The organism is Streptomyces sp. NPDC004788, assembly GCF_053601115.1.
Genome location: NZ_JBSGBF010000015.1, coordinates 11,684 through 27,141, shown reverse-complemented (window position 1 = coordinate 27,141; position 15,458 = coordinate 11,684). Strand labels below are relative to the sequence as shown.

General features: G+C 73.5%; 14 protein-coding genes. 12 read left to right on the top strand and 2 right to left on the bottom strand.

The features are described 5' to 3' along the window. Nucleotides 1-58 precede the first annotated feature (58 nt). The gene (locus ACWEJX_RS09780) at nucleotides 59-1,231 is read right to left on the bottom strand and encodes a pyridoxal phosphate-dependent aminotransferase (protein WP_451606988.1); all 1,173 of its coding nucleotides are present in this window, start codon (nucleotides 1,229-1,231) and stop codon (nucleotides 59-61) included. Between the two features lie 992 nt (nucleotides 1,232-2,223). Here ACWEJX_RS09780 and ACWEJX_RS09775 point away from each other — a divergent pair. The 8 genes from ACWEJX_RS09775 to ACWEJX_RS09740 all read left to right on the top strand — a co-directional run bounded on the left by ACWEJX_RS09775 (nucleotide 2,224) and on the right by ACWEJX_RS09740 (nucleotide 11,314). Then, a complete protein-coding gene (locus ACWEJX_RS09775; RefSeq protein ID WP_451606987.1) occupies nucleotides 2,224-2,742 on the top strand; it encodes a DUF2617 family protein in 519 nt (172 codons plus the stop codon). A gap of 127 nt (nucleotides 2,743-2,869) precedes the next feature. Beyond that, a complete protein-coding gene (locus ACWEJX_RS09770; protein ID WP_451606986.1) occupies nucleotides 2,870-4,612 on the top strand; it encodes a spermidine synthase in 1,743 nt (580 codons plus the stop codon). Between the two features lie 71 nt (nucleotides 4,613-4,683). After that, nucleotides 4,684-5,547 (top strand): SRPBCC family protein, encoded by an 864-nt coding sequence (locus tag ACWEJX_RS09765; protein ID WP_451606985.1) that lies wholly within the window; start codon nucleotides 4,684-4,686, stop codon nucleotides 5,545-5,547. Between the two features lie 113 nt (nucleotides 5,548-5,660). Further along, entirely contained in the window at nucleotides 5,661-6,452 is a 792-nt protein-coding gene (locus ACWEJX_RS09760) for an aldose epimerase family protein (RefSeq protein WP_451606984.1), read from the top strand. A 37-nt stretch (nucleotides 6,453-6,489) separates the two neighbouring features. Continuing rightward, on the top strand, nucleotides 6,490-7,038 hold the full coding sequence (gene pyrE / locus ACWEJX_RS09755) for an orotate phosphoribosyltransferase (RefSeq protein WP_403793976.1): 549 nt from the start codon (nucleotides 6,490-6,492) through the stop codon (nucleotides 7,036-7,038). A gap of 367 nt (nucleotides 7,039-7,405) precedes the next feature. After that, on the top strand, nucleotides 7,406-8,428 hold the full coding sequence (gene fbaA, locus ACWEJX_RS09750) for a class II fructose-bisphosphate aldolase (protein ID WP_451606983.1): 1,023 nt from the start codon (nucleotides 7,406-7,408) through the stop codon (nucleotides 8,426-8,428). Nucleotides 8,429-8,516: 88 nt separating this feature from the next. Then, the gene (locus tag ACWEJX_RS09745) at nucleotides 8,517-9,674 is read left to right on the top strand and encodes a MalY/PatB family protein (RefSeq protein WP_451606982.1); all 1,158 of its coding nucleotides are present in this window, start codon (nucleotides 8,517-8,519) and stop codon (nucleotides 9,672-9,674) included. 182 nt (nucleotides 9,675-9,856) lie between these two features. Continuing rightward, a complete protein-coding gene (locus ACWEJX_RS09740) occupies nucleotides 9,857-11,314 on the top strand; it encodes an MFS transporter (protein ID WP_451607051.1) in 1,458 nt (485 codons plus the stop codon). A gap of 61 nt (nucleotides 11,315-11,375) precedes the next feature. On the opposite strand, the gene ACWEJX_RS09735 is transcribed toward ACWEJX_RS09740, so the two are convergent. Then, nucleotides 11,376-11,801, bottom strand: coding sequence for a DUF3151 domain-containing protein (locus ACWEJX_RS09735; protein ID WP_403793972.1), 426 nt, complete (start codon nucleotides 11,799-11,801; stop codon nucleotides 11,376-11,378). 68 nt (nucleotides 11,802-11,869) lie between these two features. Between ACWEJX_RS09735 and ACWEJX_RS09730 the strand changes: the two genes are divergently transcribed. From ACWEJX_RS09730 to ACWEJX_RS09715, 4 genes are all read left to right on the top strand, one after another. Further along, nucleotides 11,870-11,995: a hypothetical protein gene (locus ACWEJX_RS09730; protein WP_451606981.1), complete on the top strand. Its 126-nt coding sequence runs from the start codon at nucleotides 11,870-11,872 to the stop codon at nucleotides 11,993-11,995. A 189-nt stretch (nucleotides 11,996-12,184) separates the two neighbouring features. Next, nucleotides 12,185-13,048 carry a tryptophan 2,3-dioxygenase family protein gene (locus ACWEJX_RS09725; RefSeq protein ID WP_451606980.1) on the top strand — a complete coding sequence of 288 codons (864 nt, stop codon included), beginning with the start codon at nucleotides 12,185-12,187 and terminating at the stop codon, nucleotides 13,046-13,048. Nucleotides 13,049-13,070: 22 nt separating this feature from the next. After that, a complete protein-coding gene (kynU, locus tag ACWEJX_RS09720; protein ID WP_451607050.1) occupies nucleotides 13,071-14,339 on the top strand; it encodes a kynureninase in 1,269 nt (422 codons plus the stop codon). A gap of 97 nt (nucleotides 14,340-14,436) precedes the next feature. Next, a complete protein-coding gene (locus tag ACWEJX_RS09715; RefSeq protein WP_451606979.1) occupies nucleotides 14,437-15,306 on the top strand; it encodes an alpha/beta hydrolase family protein in 870 nt (289 codons plus the stop codon). Nucleotides 15,307-15,458: the final 152 nt, after the last annotated feature.

Genomic DNA, 15,458 nt, shown 5'->3' with positions numbered 1-15,458 from the left:
GCTGTGCCGCTCGCCGCGCGGGATGGGCCCGACCCGCGCCCGAAGCCGCCCCTCAGCCTTACGCCAGCTTCTTCAGCCGCTCCACCGCCTCCTCCAGAACCTCAGTCTTCTTGCAGAACGCGAACCGCACGAACGGCGCGCCCTCCTCGCGGTGGTCGTAGAAGACCGCGTTGGGGATGGCGACGACCCCGGCCCGCTCCGGCAGCGCGCGGCAGAAGGCGAAGCCGTCGGTCTCGCCGAGGGGACGGATGTCGGTGGTGACGAAGTACGTGCCGGCGGGGCGGTGGACGCCGAAGCCGGCCGCCGTCAGGCCCGCGCTCAGCAGGTCGCGCTTGGCCTGGAGTTCGGCGCGCAGGGCGTCGGTGTACGTGTCGGGCAGCCGCAGCGCCTCGGCGACCGCGTACTGGAACGGACCGGACGACACGTACGTGAGGAACTGCTTCGCGGACCGGACCGCGCTGGTCAGTTCGGGCGTCGCGGTGATCCAGCCGACCTTCCAGCCGGTGAAGGAGTACGTCTTGCCGGCCGAGCCGATGGTGACGGTGCGCTCGCGCATGCCGGGCAGCGAGGCGATCGGCAGGTGGGCGGCGCCGTCGAAGACCAGGTGTTCGTACACCTCGTCGGTGACGACCAGCAGGTCGCGCTCCTGGGCGAGTTCGGCGACGGCGGTCAGCTCGGCGCGGCTGAGGACGGTGCCGGTGGGGTTGTGCGGGGTGTTGAGCAGGATCAGCCGGGTCCGGTCGGTGACCGCGGCGCGCAGCTCGTCGAGGTCGAGGGCGAAGGCCCCGTCGTGCGGACGGAGGGTGACCGGGACACGGGTGCCGCCGGCCATGGCGATGCAGGCGGCGTACGAGTCGTAGTACGGCTCCAGGGCGATGACCTCGTCGCCCGGCTCGACCAGCGCGAGCAGCGCGGCGGCGATGGCCTCGGTGGCGCCCGCGGTGACCAGCACCTCGCTGTCGGGGTCGTACGCGAGGCCGTAGCGGCGCTGCTGGTGCTCGGCGATCGCGGCGCGCAGCTCGGGCACGCCGGGGCCGGGCGGGTACTGGTTGCCGCGGCCCTCGCGCAGGGCGCGCACGGCGGCCTCGCGGATCTCCTCGGGGCCGTCCGTGTCGGGGAAGCCCTGGCCCAGGTTGATCGAGCCGGTGGCGGTGGCGAGCGCGGACATCTCGGCGAAGATCGTCGTCCCGAACTCGGCGAGCCGGCGGTTCAGCAGCGGCCTGGTACCCATCAATGCTCCTCGCTCCTCGCGACTCGTCGTCGGGGTCATCCTCTGACGGCGGGCGAGCGACGGACAAGCAGGCGACCCGGGCACCCCTCGCCCGCCCCGGCCCCCGGGCCCCCGGTCCCTCGCCCGCCCCGGCCCCCGGTCCCTCGCCCGCCCCGGTCTCTCGCCCGCCCCAGCCCCCCAGCCCCGGCGCCCACCCCCCCGGCGCCCGAAGCCGCGGGAGCCAAGCCGCGTGAGCCCGAAGCCGGAGGCCCCGGAGCCCTACGCCCGAGGCGCCAGAAGGCTCCTGAGCCGGCCGGTGCCGACCGCCCCGGGGTGAAGCTCTGGACTTGCTCAAGTGCGCGCTCTGCGCGCTTCGGGCCCGGCCGGGGCGGGAATCCCCCTCGCACAGCCACTCTGGCTGACGCGAAAGCTCGAACGTACGGGGGACTCCATGGGCGGTTTCATCGTCATCGGACTCATCATTCTTGTGGTCGTCGGATTCGTCGCGGCGACCAGTGGCAGCCGGTCCCGCAAGCGGCGCAAGCGCCGGAGTGGCTGGGCGGGCGGCGGTTCCTCTTCTTCCTCTTCTTCCTCTTCGTCGTCCTCGGGGGGTGGCGGCTGCGGCTCGTCGTCCTCGTGCGGCGGCTCCTCGGGCTGCGGGTCCTCGGGGTGCGGATCGGGCTGCGGGGGCGGCTGTGGCGGGGGCAGCTGACTGGGCCGGCGGGGAAAACGGGGAACAACACGCGTCTGCGACCACTCTGTTGAGCGATTGTGGGAATCACGCGATCGATTCCGATTGAACAGTTGAACCGTGGGGCCCCCGAGGGGATGGAAACCACGCCAAGTTGGGCAAAAACGCTGCGACTCGCCCACGGTTCATGATTCCCTCGTTGTTGAGAACATCCAGCCCTCGGACCGTGTGTGGACCCGAGCCGGCGATCCCCACTCCCGGTCGAAACCCTTCACCGGGACGCCTCCGGCCCACCCGCCAACCGTGTTTGCGGAGCCGATCCATGCTCACGACCCTGAAAACCTCCTACACCGATACGCGCGCGGCCGATCTGGCCTGGGCGCTGGGGCGCGACCCGCTGCCCGCGCTCGCCGTACTCGATCTCGAACTCGCCGGCGCCAAGCTGCAGTTGCGGCTGCTCGGCGCCTCCCATCAGGTACTCCTCCGGGAGGAGGACCGCAGTTGCTCGGAGACCGTCGCCTGCATGCCCGGCAGCAGCACCCCGCTGCCGCTGGGCGTGTCCAAGCGGGTCGGCGAGTGGGAGTACGAGTTCGCCGCCCGCGTCGAGACCCTCACCCAGGGTTCCTTCGCGGGCCGCGCGCAGGAGTTGCTCGCACTCGTCGCCGACCATCCGCACGGCCTCGCGGGGACGTTCCCCGGCTCGCCGCACGCCTTCACGGCGATGCTGGCGCAGCGCCACGAGGGCCAGGTGCGCTGGCGTACCTGGCACGCCTACCCGCAGGAAGGGCAGTTGGTGGTGACGAGGACGCAGATCGGCGCGCGGATGCCGGCCGCGCTCTGAGCCGCGCCCTGAGCCGCGCTCCGGACCGCCGGCGTAGCCGCGCGTTCACGGCGCCGCCGCACATATGCCTCGGATGCACTCGCGCGGGTGACACTGTGCGGAACAGGTGTGACGTAGCGTTACGGGCATGATCGACCCGCCCGTGACCACGCTGCCCCTGCCGCCCAAACCGGCGGTGCGGCGGCCAGTCCGGCCGAGCGCGGTGCGGTATCCGGTCCTGGTGACGGTCTTCGTCTGCGCCGCCTGCGGCCTGGTCTACGAGCTCGAACTGGTGGCGCTCGCCACCTACTTGATCGGTGACTCGGTCACCCAGGCGTCCGTCGTGCTGTCCGTCATGGTCTTCGCGATGGGCGTCGGCTCGCTGCTCGCCAAGCGGCTGCGCTGCCGCGCCGCCGTCGGCTTCGGCCTGGTCGAGGGCGGGCTCGCGCTGATCGGCGGCTGCTCGGCGATGGTGCTGTACGCGGCCTTCGCCTGGCTCGGTCAGGCGCAGTGGGTGCTCGTCGCCTTCTCGCTGGCCATCGGCGTGCTGATCGGGGCGGAGATCCCGCTCCTGATGACGCTCATCCAGCGGGCGGAGTCGGCGCGTTCGCCGGCGCGGCCGGTCGCCGGGGTCGTCCCGGGCGGCACCCGGCGCGGCCGGACCCGCGCCCAGCGGGGCCCGTACGACGCCGCCGGGACCGTCGCTGACCTGTTCGCCGCCGACTACGTGGGCGCGCTGGTCGGCGGGCTCGCCTTCCCGTTCCTGCTGCTGCCCTGGCTCGGCCAGCTCACCGGCGCGCTGGTCACCGGCACGGTCAACGCGGTCGCCGGCGGCGCGCTCGTCCTGTGCCTGTTCCGGCACGACCTGACGGGCCGTTCGCGGAGGCTGCTCATCGGCGCGAACCTCGCCGTGCTCGCCGTCCTCGCCACCGCGACCGTCCTCGCCGACGACTTCGAACAGGCGGCGCGCCGGGCCGTGTACGGCGACAGCGTGCGGATCGCCGTGCGCACCGACGTCCAGGAGGTGGTGGTCACCGGTGAGCGCGGCGGCCCGCCCGACCTCTTCCTGGACGGGCGGCTGCGGGTCGGTGGGCGCGACGAGTACCGCTACCACGAGGCCCTGGTGCACCCCGCGATGAACGGCCGGCACACGCGCGTGCTGATCCTGGGCGGCGGCGACGGGCTCGCCGCCCGCGAGGTGCTCCGCTACGACGACGTGCGCGCCGTCACCGTCGTCGAGCTCGACCCGGGAGTCGCCCGGATCGCCCGTACCGACCCCGACCTGGCCGTGCTCAACGGACAGGCGTTCCGCGACCCGCGGGTGACCGTCGCGTACGGGGACTCGTTCCGCTGGCTGCGCCTCCACCGCTCTCCGCAGGAACGGTACGACGTGGTGATCTCCGACCTGCCCGACCCCGGGCCCGGCGACACCGCGGGCGCGATGCACTACTCCGAGGAGTTCTACGGACTCGCCGCCGGCGTCCTCGCCGACGGCGGCCGCCTCGTGGTCCACGCCGGCCCCGCGACCGGCCGCCCCCGCACGTACTGGACCGTCGACGCCACCCTCCGCGCCGCCGGCTTCACCACCCGCCCGTATGCCGCGACCGCGCGCGGGAACGGGGAGGGGGACGGGGAAAGCGACGGGAACAGGGACGCGGAAAGGGAGGGCGAGGGGGCCCGGGGCGGGGAGGGGAGCGGGGGCGCGGAGTGGGGCTTCCTGCTCGCGACCCGGGGCGGCAGGCCGCCGGTCCTCGGCCTCGCGCCCGACGCGCCCCGGCTGCGTTCCCTCACCGCCGCCACCCTCACCGAGGCGGAGAGCCGCGTGGAGCGCACCCGCACCGGAGGCGCGGGCGGCCTGCCGCCGTCGACGCTGGTGCATCCGCGCTACTGACGCGCGGCCGCGGCGCCCGGGGGCGCGCAAACAGGCGACGGGCGGGCCCCGGCTGAGTAGGCTCGGCTCCCATGGAGCATGAGGTGTTCGTCCCGGTCCCGGCCGAGGTCCTGCGTGCCACGCTGACGGACCCGGCGCGGGTCGCGCGCTGCGTGCCTGGCTTCCAGCAGGACGCCGACGCGGCGACCGGGCCCCTCACGGGCCGGCTGAAGGTCCGGGTCGGCGGCAACACCATCACCTACCGCGGCACGTTCCGGATCGCCGAGCGGGACGGCGGCGGAGGCTTCGCCGTCGAGGGCGAGGGCGCCGAGGTCCGCGGCAAGGGCACGGCGTCGCTCGCGCTGACGCTGACCCTCACTCCGCTGGCCGAGGGCACCACGATCGGCTTCACCGGCGAGGTGACGGCGGCCGGGCGGCTCGCCGACGCCGACGCGGACGCCCGAGGCGCGGCGGGCGCCCGACTGCTCGACCGGTTCGCGGAGGCGCTGGTCGCGGTGGCGGACGTGGAGGCCGAGATGGCCGCCGAGAGCGAGAGCAGGGCGAAGGCCAAGGACGCGGAAGAGGTCGAGGACGCGGGAGAGGTCGAGGACGCGTACGAGGAAGGGGACGGGGACGACGCGGCGGCGGAAACGGACGGGCGCACGTCCGTCTTCGACACGCCGGTGCCGCCGCCGTCCCTCGACCCGCTCGCCGACGAGGAGGAGTACGAGTCGCCCGGCACCGGTCAGCCCGCCGAGGCCGCGCACGCCCGGCGCACCATGATCGGCCGCAGCGCCGAGGAGGTCGACCACGCCCCGCCGCGCGGCCGGTACGCCCCCGTGCCCGCCGTCGAGGCCTCCGGCGCCGGCGCGAGTCTGCGCTGGATCGCCCCCGCCGCCGCGCTCGCCCTCGCCTCCGCCGTCGTGGTGAGCCGCGCCCTGCGCCGCCGCCGCTGAGCCACCGAGCAGTCGGCGGCACCGGGCCGCTGAGCCACCGAGCAGCCGGCGTCGCCGAGTCGCTGAAACGCTGAAACGCTTCCGCCGGCCCGGTCATCGCCTAGGGTCGGAGCGTGAGCAATCTGACGCGACTGACGGCCGGTGACGCCGAGTTGACCATCGATCCCGAGCACGGCTGCCGCATCACCGGCCTGCGCATCGGGGACACCGAACTGCTGCTCCAGGGCGCACACTTCGGCTGCTTCGTGATGGCGCCCTGGGCGGGCCGGACCGAGAACGCCCGCTTCCGCAACGGCGCCACCGTCCACCAGCTCCCCGTCAGCGCGCACGCCGCCCCGCACGCCATCCACGGCACCGTCCGCGACGTCCCGTGGAAGACCGCCCAGGTCACCGAGTCCACGGCCGCGTTCACGACCGAACTCGGCGAGCCCTGGCCGTACGCGGGGAAGGTCACCCAGATCGTCGAGCTGGGCGAGGGCTCCCTCACGCTCACGCTCGGCGTCGAGACCGCGTCCGACTCCTTCCCGGCGCAGGCCGGCTGGCATCCCTGGTTCCGGCGCTCGCTCGGCGGCGCGGACGTCGAGCTCGGCTTCCACCCGGCCTGGCAGGAGGAGCGCGGCGCGAACCACATCCCGACCGGCCGCCGCATCGACCCGACCCCGCGCCCCTGGGACGACTGCTTCGGCATGCCGGACGGCGTCGACGTCACCCTGACCTGGCCGGGGCAGCTGGAGCTGCGCGTCACCAGCCGGACCGAGTACGTCGTCGTCTACGACGAGCCCGAGGACGCCGTCTGCGTCGAGCCCCAGTCCGGCCCGCCGAACGGCCTCAACACCCTCCCGCGCCTGGTCACGCCCATCGACCCGCTGGAGGTCTCGACGACCTGGACCTGGCGCCGGCTGTGAGCGGGCGGCCCTGAGGACAGGCCCTAAGCTCATGAGCATGACTGACGTACGCGCTGAGCTGCTCCAGCAGATCAAGGACAAGGCCGTGGTGCACGGCAAGGTGACCCTCTCCTCGGGTCTTGAGGCCGACTACTACGTGGACCTTCGCCGGATCACGCTCGACGGCGCGGCCGCGCCGCTCGTCGGCCAGGTCATGCTGGAGCTGACCAAGGAGCTGGAGTTCGACGCCGTCGGCGGTCTGACCCTGGGCGCCGACCCGGTCGCCACCTCGATGCTGCACGCCTCCGCCGCGCGCGGTGAGCGTCTGGACGCCTTCGTGGTCCGCAAGGCCGCGAAGGCGCACGGCATGCAGCGCCAGGTCGAGGGCCCGGACATCAAGGGCCGCCGGGTCCTGATCGTCGAGGACACCTCGACCACCGGCGGCTCGCCGCTGACCGCCGTCGAGGCGGCCCGCGCGGCCGGCGCCGAGGTCGTCGCCGTCGCGACGATCGTGGACCGGGCGACGGGCGCGGGCGAGAAGATCGCCGACACGGCGGGCGTGCCGTACCTCTACGCGTACGCGCTGGACGAGCTGGGCCTGGGCTGACGCCGGCCTTCACGGCCGACCTTCGCCGCTGACCGTCATGGCCGACTTCGCGGCTGACGTTCGTGCCCGGCTTCGCCGCTGACCGTCATGGCCGACTTCACGGCTGACCTTCATGGCCGACTTCACGGCTGACCTTCACGGCTGAATCGCCGCGAAGTCGTGACTTAGCGTCCGGGACCGGTGTGAACCGGCTCTGACCTGCGGTTTTGCAAAGGGGCGGGGTGTTTCACGTGAAACACCCCGCCCCTTCCTCTGCCGCGCCCGTGGGACCTTCCGCAGGAGTCTGGAAGGATGGGGGCGACGATGACGTCGCCCCCAGGTCAGGGACAAGCAACGCACCTACCCGCACATCACAAGGAGCGGACGTATGCCCATCGCAACCCCCGAGGTCTACAACGAGATGCTCGACCGGGCGAAGGCAGGCAAGTTCGCCTACCCGGCGATCAACGTCACCTCGTCCCAGACCCTCCACGCCGCCCTGCGCGGTTTCGCGGAGGCCGAGAGCGACGGCATCATCCAGATCTCGACCGGTGGCGCCGAGTTCCTGGGCGGCCAGTACAACAAGGACATGGTCACGGGCGCCGTCGCCCTGGCCGAGTTCGCGCACATCGTCGCCGCGAAGTACGACATCACGGTCGCGCTGCACACCGACCACTGCCCGAAGGACAAGCTGGACGGCTACGTCCGCCCGCTGCTCGCCATCTCCGCCGAGCGCGTCAAGGCCGGCCGCAACCCGCTCTTCCAGTCGCACATGTGGGACGGCTCCGCCGAGACCCTCGCCGACAACCTGGCCATCGGCCAGGAGCTGCTCGCCAAGGCCGCCGCCGCCAAGATCATCCTTGAGGTCGAGATCACCCCGACCGGTGGCGAGGAGGACGGCGTCAGCCACGAGATCAACGACGAGCTGTACACCTCCGTCGACGACGCCATCCGCACCGCCGAGGCCCTGGGCCTGGGCGAGAAGGGCCGCTACCTGCTGGCCGCGTCCTTCGGCAACGTCCACGGCGTCTACAAGCCGGGCAACGTCGTGCTCCGCCCCGAGCTGCTCAAGGACCTCCAGGCCGGCGTCGCCGAGAAGTTCGGCAAGGCCTCCCCGTTCGACTTCGTCTTCCACGGCGGCTCCGGCTCGACCGCCGAGGAGATCGCCACCGCCCTCGACAACGGCGTGGTGAAGATGAACCTCGACACCGACACCCAGTACGCCTTCACGCGTCCGGTGGCGGACCACATGTTCAAGAACTACGACGGTGTCCTGAAGGTCGACGGCGAGGTCGGCAAGAAGTCCACCTACGACCCGCGCACCTGGGGCAAGCTCGCCGAGGCGGGCATGGCCACGCGCGTGACCGAGGCGTGCGCGGCCCTGCGCTCGACCGGTACGAAGCTGAAGTAAGCGCCTCGGCGTTGTAGGACGGGCCCGGCGCCACGAGAGTGGTGCCGGGCCCGTTCGTCGTTCCCGTTCCTGGAGGTATGAGGTGTCGGTGTTCGAGTTCGACCGCGAGATAGACCGGCGCGGCACCTGGTCGGTCCAGTGGGACGGCATATCCGGCCGCTTCGGCGTCTCCGACCTGCTGCCCTTCACGATCTCCGACATGGACTTCGCCTCCCCGCCGGCTGTCCTCGACGCCCTGCACGCACGCGTCGACCACGGCGTCTTCGGCTACACCGACTGGCGGCTCGGCGAGTTCCGGGAGGCCGTACGGGACTGGTACGCGAGCCGGTACGGGGCCGAGGTCGACCCGGAGGCCATGGTCTACGCGCCCTCCGTGCTCTCCCAGCTCTCCCAGCTGCTCCAGATGTGGACCGAGCCCGGCGACGGCATCGTCGTCCACACCCCGACGTACGACGGCTTCCGCAAGGCCGTCACCGGCCTCGGCCGCGAGCTGCGCGGCGTCCCCCTCGGGGACACCGAGGCCCTGGAACGGGAGCTGGCCCGGCCCGGCAGCCGGATGCTGCTGCTCTGCTCCCCGCACAACCCGACCGGCCGGGTGTGGCGCGAGGACGAGCTGACGGAGTTCGCCCGGCTCGCCGAACGGCACGGCGCCGCCGTCGTCAGCGACGAGATCCACGCCGACCTGACGGGCGCCGGCCACCGCCACGTGCCGTGGACGGCGGTCGCCGAGCCCGGGCGGGGGCGCCGCTGGGCGCTGGTCACCTCCGGCACCAAGGCCTTCAATTTTCCCGCGCTCTCCGGTTCGTACGGGTTCCTCGGCGACCCCGAGGAGCGCGCGGAGTTCGTCCGGCGCATGGAGACCGGCGAGGGGCTGGCCTCGCCGGCCGTGCTCTCGCTGACCGCGCACATCGCCGCGTATCGGCACGGCGCGCCCTGGCTCGACGCGCTGCGCGGCTATGTCGCCGGGACGATGGCCATGGCCGCCGAGCGGCTCGCCTCCGGCCTCCCGGGCCTCGCCTGGACCCCGCCGCAGGCCGGCTACCTCGCCTGGATCGACCTGCGCCCGCTCGGCGTCGACGAGACCGCCCTCCAGGAGGAGCTCGTCACCAAGGAGAAGGTCGCGATCATGCCGGGTGGGGTGTACGGCACCCCCGGCTTCGTCCGCCTCAACCTCGGCTGCCCCCGGACGAAGGCCGAACGGGGCGTGGACGCGCTGGTACGGGCGGCGGCCCGGCTGCGGAGCTGAGCGGGCACCGTTACCGAGCGGCACCGTTACCGTCGCGGGACCGGGCGGTCGCGGGTTGAGCGGCTGCCGGGCTGGGCGGCTGCTGCCGGACCGAGCGGCTGCGGGGCCGCGCGGCTGCGGAGGCGGGGCGTTCGCGGGACCATGCAGGCATGGCCGATACGGCGGGCGCCGCGGCGCCGGGCATGGGGATCAGGCTCGCCTCCGGGACCGGGCGGTGGATCGTGTTCACCACCGTGCTCGGCTCCGGCATGGCGCTGCTCGACTCGACCGTCGTCAACGTCGCCCTGCCGCACATCGGCGAGGACCTCGGCGCCGACCTGGGCGCCCTCCAGTGGACCGTCAACGCCTACATGGTCACGCTCGCCGGGCTGATCCTGCTCGGCGGGTCGCTCGGCGACCGGTACGGGCGGCGGCGGGTCTTCGTGATCGGCGTGGCCTGGTTCGCGGTGGCCTCGCTGCTCTGCGGGCTCGCGCCGAACGCCGGCATCCTCGTCGCCGCCCGCGCCTTCCAGGGCGTCGGCGGCGCGCTGCTCACACCCGGCTCGCTCGCGCTGATCCAGGCCAGCTTCCACCAGGACGACCGGGCCCGGGCGGTCGGGCTCTGGTCCGGGTTCGGCGGCGTGGGCGCGGCGATCGGGCCGTTCGTGGGCGGGTGGCTGGTGGACGGGCCCGGCTGGCGGTGGGTGTTCCTGCTGAACGTGCCGCTCGCGCTCGTCTGCGTGCCCGTCGCTCTGCGCCACGTCCCCGAGTCCCGCGACGTCGTCGCGCACGGGCGCTTCGACGTGCTCGGCGCGGTGCTCGGCGCGCTGGCGCTCGCGCTCGTCACGTACGCGCTGATCGCGCAGGTGTGGTGGGCGGGCGCGGCGGGCGTGGTGGTCGGCGCGGGGTTCGTGTGGGTGGAGCGGCGGCGGGGCGAGCGGGCGATGGTGCCGCTGTCGATCTTCCGGTCGCGGCAGTTCACCGCGGTCAACGTGGTGACCCTGTGCGTGTACGCGGCGTTCAGCGGCTTCTTCTTCCTCGCCGCGCTCCAGCTCCAGGTGGTCTCCGGCTATTCGGCGCTCGCCGCGGGGACGGCGCTGCTGCCGACCACCGTCCTGATGCTGCTGCTCTCGGCGAAGTCCGGCGAGCTGGGCGAGAAGACCGGGCCGCGGCTGCCGCTGACGGTCGGGCCGCTGCTGTGCGCGGCCGGGATGCTGCTGATGCTGCGGGTCGGCGAGGACCCCTCGTATCTGGCGGACGTCCTGCCCGCGATGCTCGTCCTCGGCCTCGGCATGACGACTCTGGTCGCGCCCCTCACGGCCACGGTGCTCGCCTCCGTCGACGTCTCCCGCGCGGGCCTGGCCAGCGGCATCAACAACGCGGCCGCCCGCGCGGCGGGGCTCATCGCGGTGGCCGCGCTGCCGCTGCTCGTGGGGATGGGCCCGGAGGCGTACCGTTCGGAGACGGAGTTCGACGCCACCTTCCGCCGTGCGATGCCGATCCTCGCGGGCGTGCTGGTGGTGGGCGCGGCCCTCGCCTGGTTCACCCTGCGCGCCCCGGCCGCGGCGCGGACCGCCGCGTGCCACCCCGAGTGCCGGGTCCACTGCGGGGTGGGGGCGCCGCCACTGGATCCCGGGGCGGAGGGGAAGGCACGGGACTGAGCCCCGGCCCGGGGCGCGCGTGCGGGCGCTCGCCGCGGCGGCCGCGGGCCGGTGGGAGGTCCTACCGGTGCAGCTCCGTGTACGCCTCTTCGCTGCTGTCGCGCAGGAACTGCCAGCAGCGCTCCTGCTCGTCCTTCTCGGCGATGTCGCCCGCCGCGCGGGCCAGGGCCGCGAGGCAGCGGAGGAAGCCGCGGTTGGGGCGGTGGGACCACGGGACGGGGCCGTGGCCCTTCCAGCCGGCGCGGCGGAGGGCGTCGAGGCCCCGGTGGTAGCCGGTGCGGGCGTAGGCGTACGACTCGATGACGCGGCCGGACTCGTAGGCGTCGTCGGCGAGCATGGCCCACGCGAGGGAGAAGGTGGGGTGCTTGCGGGCGACCTCCGCGGGGGCCAGGGACTCCTCGGCGAGGAGGCGGTAGGCGTCCTCGTTCTCGGGCAGGAGCGTCGGGCCGGGGCCGCCGAGCAGGTTCTGGTGGGTGTGCGTCGTCATGAGGGCAGTCTGCCACCGGACCGGCGCAAGCCGGCTTCCACGGAGCGGGACGGCGGCGCGGGTGGCCGGTGCCGCTCCTGGTCCTGGTCCTGGTCCTGGTCTTGGTCCTGGTCCTGGTCCTGGTCGTGGTGGTGCTCGGCTGCGCGGCGGCGGCCGTCCCCTACCGGGAGCGGGGACACCACTCAAGGGCCTGAACGACTGTCATTCGAACGCGTTTCCGTATGACGAAGACGGGATCTACATCTCGGGTCCGGTCGTGTCATGATGCGCTTGGGAGTGCGTGCGACGAAGCCCGCCTCCCGAGGGGACCGGGGCTCCCGTGCCGGACGAGCCGGAGGAGAGGAGCGGACCGCTACCCGGTGTTACGTATCGAGGAGACAGAAATGTCCACCTTCCCCGATGCCCCCGGAGCCGGTACGGTCGCCGACGCAGTCGCCGACGCGCCGAACCTCGACTTCGCGGGTACGACGCCGTACGAGGACTACGTCCAGGCGGACGTCCTGACCCACCTCCAGCACCTCCGCTCCGACGACCCGGGCGAGATGGTCTTCCTGGTCACCACCCAGGTCATGGAGCTGTGGTTCACCGTGATCGTCCACGAGTGGGAGACCGCGAGCCGCGCCCTGCGCCGGGACGACCTGCCCGTGGCCATGGACGCGCTCAAGCGCTCCGTGCGCGAGCTCGAAGCCCTCAACCACTCCTGGCGGCCGCTCGCCCAGCTCACCCCCGCCCAGTTCAACGCCTACCGCGGCGCGCTCGGCGAGGGCTCCGGCTTCCAGTCGGCGATGTACCGGCGGATGGAGTTCCTGCTCGGCGAGAAGTCGGCGTCCATGCTGGTGCCGCACCGCGGCGCGCCGCGCGTCCACTCCGAGCTGGAGAAGGCGCTCCAGGAGCCCAGCCTGTACGACGAGACGCTGCGGCTGCTCGCCCGCCGCGGGCTGCCCGTCCCGGCCGAGGTCCTCGACCGCGATCCGGCGCTGCGCTACGAGCCCTCCGCGGAGGTCGAGCGGATCTGGGCCGGGATCTACGCCGACCCCGACCAGAACGCCGAACTCGTGCGGCTCGGCGAGGCGTTGAGCGACGTAGCCGAGCTGGTGTGGCGCTGGCGCAACGACCACCTGGTCGCCACCCGGCGCGCGATGGGCGCCAAGACCGGCACCGGCGGCTCCGCGGGCGTGGCCTGGCTGGAGAAGCGGGCCCAGAAGAACGTGTTCCCCGAGCTGTGGACGGCGCGCAGCCATGTCTGAGAGCTACGCGGCCGTGCCGGCCATGTCTGAGAGCTACGCGGAGCGCGCACAGGCGCTGGACACCGCCGACGAACTGGCCAAGCACCGCGAGAAGTTCGCCCTCGACGAGGTCGTCTACCTGGACGGCAACTCGCTCGGCGCGCTGCCCGCTCACGTACCCGCCCGGATGGCCGACGTCATCACCCGGCAGTGGGGCGAGCTGCGCATCCGCTCCTGGGACGAGTCCGGCTGGTGGACCGCGCCCGAGCGGATCGGCGACCGGATCGCCCCGCTGGTCGGTGCCGCCGCAGGGCAGATCGTGGTCGGCGACTCGACCAGCGTGAACGTCTTCAAGGCGGTCGTGGCGGGCACCCGGCTGGCCGGTGATCCCCGCGACGGCCGTGACGAGATCCTCGTCGACGCGACGACCTTTCCCACGGACGGGTACATCGCCGAGTCGGCCGCGCGCCTCACGGGTCACCGGATCGTGCCCCTCGACCCGGCCGAGATGGCCGGCGCCGTGACCGACCGCACGGCACTCGCCCTGGTCAACCATGTCGACTACCGCACCGGCCGGCTCCAGGACCTGCCCGGTCTCACCGCCGCCCTCCACGAGGCGGGCGCGCTCGCCGTCTGGGACCTGTGCCACAGCGCGGGCGCGCTGCCGGTCGGCCTCGACGCGCACGGCGTGGACCTGGCCGTCGGCTGCACGTACAAGTACCTCAACGGCGGCCCCGGCGCGCCCGCGTACCTGTACGTCGCCGAGCGCCACCAGGGCCGCTTCGACTCGCCGCTGCCCGGCTGGAACTCGCACGCCGACCCGTTCGGCATGACCCCCGGCTACCGGGCCGCCGAAGGCGCGCTGCGCGGCCGGGTCGGCACGCCCGACATCCTGTCGATGCTGGCCCTGGAGGCGGCCCTGGAGGTCTGGGACGGGGTCGAGATCGAGGCCGTGCGCGCCAAGTCGCTGGCCCTGACGGACTTCTTCCTGGAGTGCGTACGGGCCTACGTCCCCGCCGGCCTGGTCGAGTCCGTGACGCCCGAGGCGCACGCGGAGCGGGGCAGCCAGGTCGCGCTGCGCTGCGCCGAGGCGCCGGCCGTGATGGCGGAGCTGATCCGGCGCGGCGTGGTGGGCGACCTGCGGCGCCCGGACATCCTGCGGTTCGGTTTCACGCCGCTGTACGTGGGCTTCGCGGACGCGGAGCGGGCGGCGCGGGTCCTCGCCGAGGTCCTCGCTTCCCAGGGCGCTTCCGAAGGCACCCCGCAGGGCTCTTCCGGGGGCTCTTCCCAGGGCGCTTCCCAGGACGGATGATCATCGGTTGATCGCCTGATCGGCGGGGGCCGTACTCCTGATACGGTCCCCGCAGGTCAGGCCAATCGGCCCCGTTCCAGGAGAGGTTGGAAGCAGCATGCCGGACCCCGCCGCGCGCGACGCCGCCGAAGAGGCATCGGCCTTCTCGCACCCGGCCGTCGCCCCGGACGCCTCCGCCGCCTACGGCGCGCACCCCGACCAGCTGGTCGACTTCTACGCGCCGCGCGACGGGCGGGAGCGCGCGCCGCTGGTCGTCGCGCTGCACGGCGGCGCCTGGCGCGCGCCGTACGACCGGCAGCACCTGACCCCGTTCGTGGACTTCCTCGCCCGGCGCGGCTTCGCCGTGGCCAGCGTCGAGTACCGGCGCGGCAGCGACATCCCCCGGCAGGGCGCCACGGGCCCGGTGGCCGGGCGCTGGCCGGAGACCTTCGACGACGTGGCCGCCGCGCTGGACGCGGTCGCCGACCTCGCCGCCGAGCACCTTCCGCAGGCCGACCCGCGCCGCCTCGTCCTCACCGGCCACTCCGCCGGCGGCCACCTCGCCCTCTGGGCCGCCGCCCGCCATGTCCTGCCCGCCGGCTCCCCGTGGCGTCTGCCGGCCCCGCCGGCCCTGCGCGGTGTCGTCGCCCTCGCCCCGATCGCGCACTTCGAGCGGGCGGTGGAGCTGGACGTCTGCGGCGGCGCGACGACCGAACTCCTGGGCGGAAACGCCGAGTTCGCCGCCCGAGCGGCCCTCGCCGACCCGGCCGTGCTGCTGCCCACCGGCATCGCCACGACCGTCGTCCAGGGCCGTGACGACATCGTCGTCCCGGCGGCCGTGGCGGAGGCGTACGTGGACGCGGCGGCGAAGGCCGGCGAGACCGTCGGCTTCACCCTGCTGGAAGACGTCGGCCACTTCCCGCTGATCGACCCGGCGGCGGACGCGTGCGCGGTGGTGGCGGAGGAGATCGCCCAGCTGGCCTGGTGACGGAGCTGGGGACGGGCTCGGTGACGGACCTGGTGGCGGGCTCGTGACGAACCTGGCGGCGGGCTCGGTGACGGACCTGGCGGCGGACGCGAGGCGCCTCGGGTAGTCCTCAAGGCGGACCCACGAGGATCCGCATCCAGCCGGACGCCCCC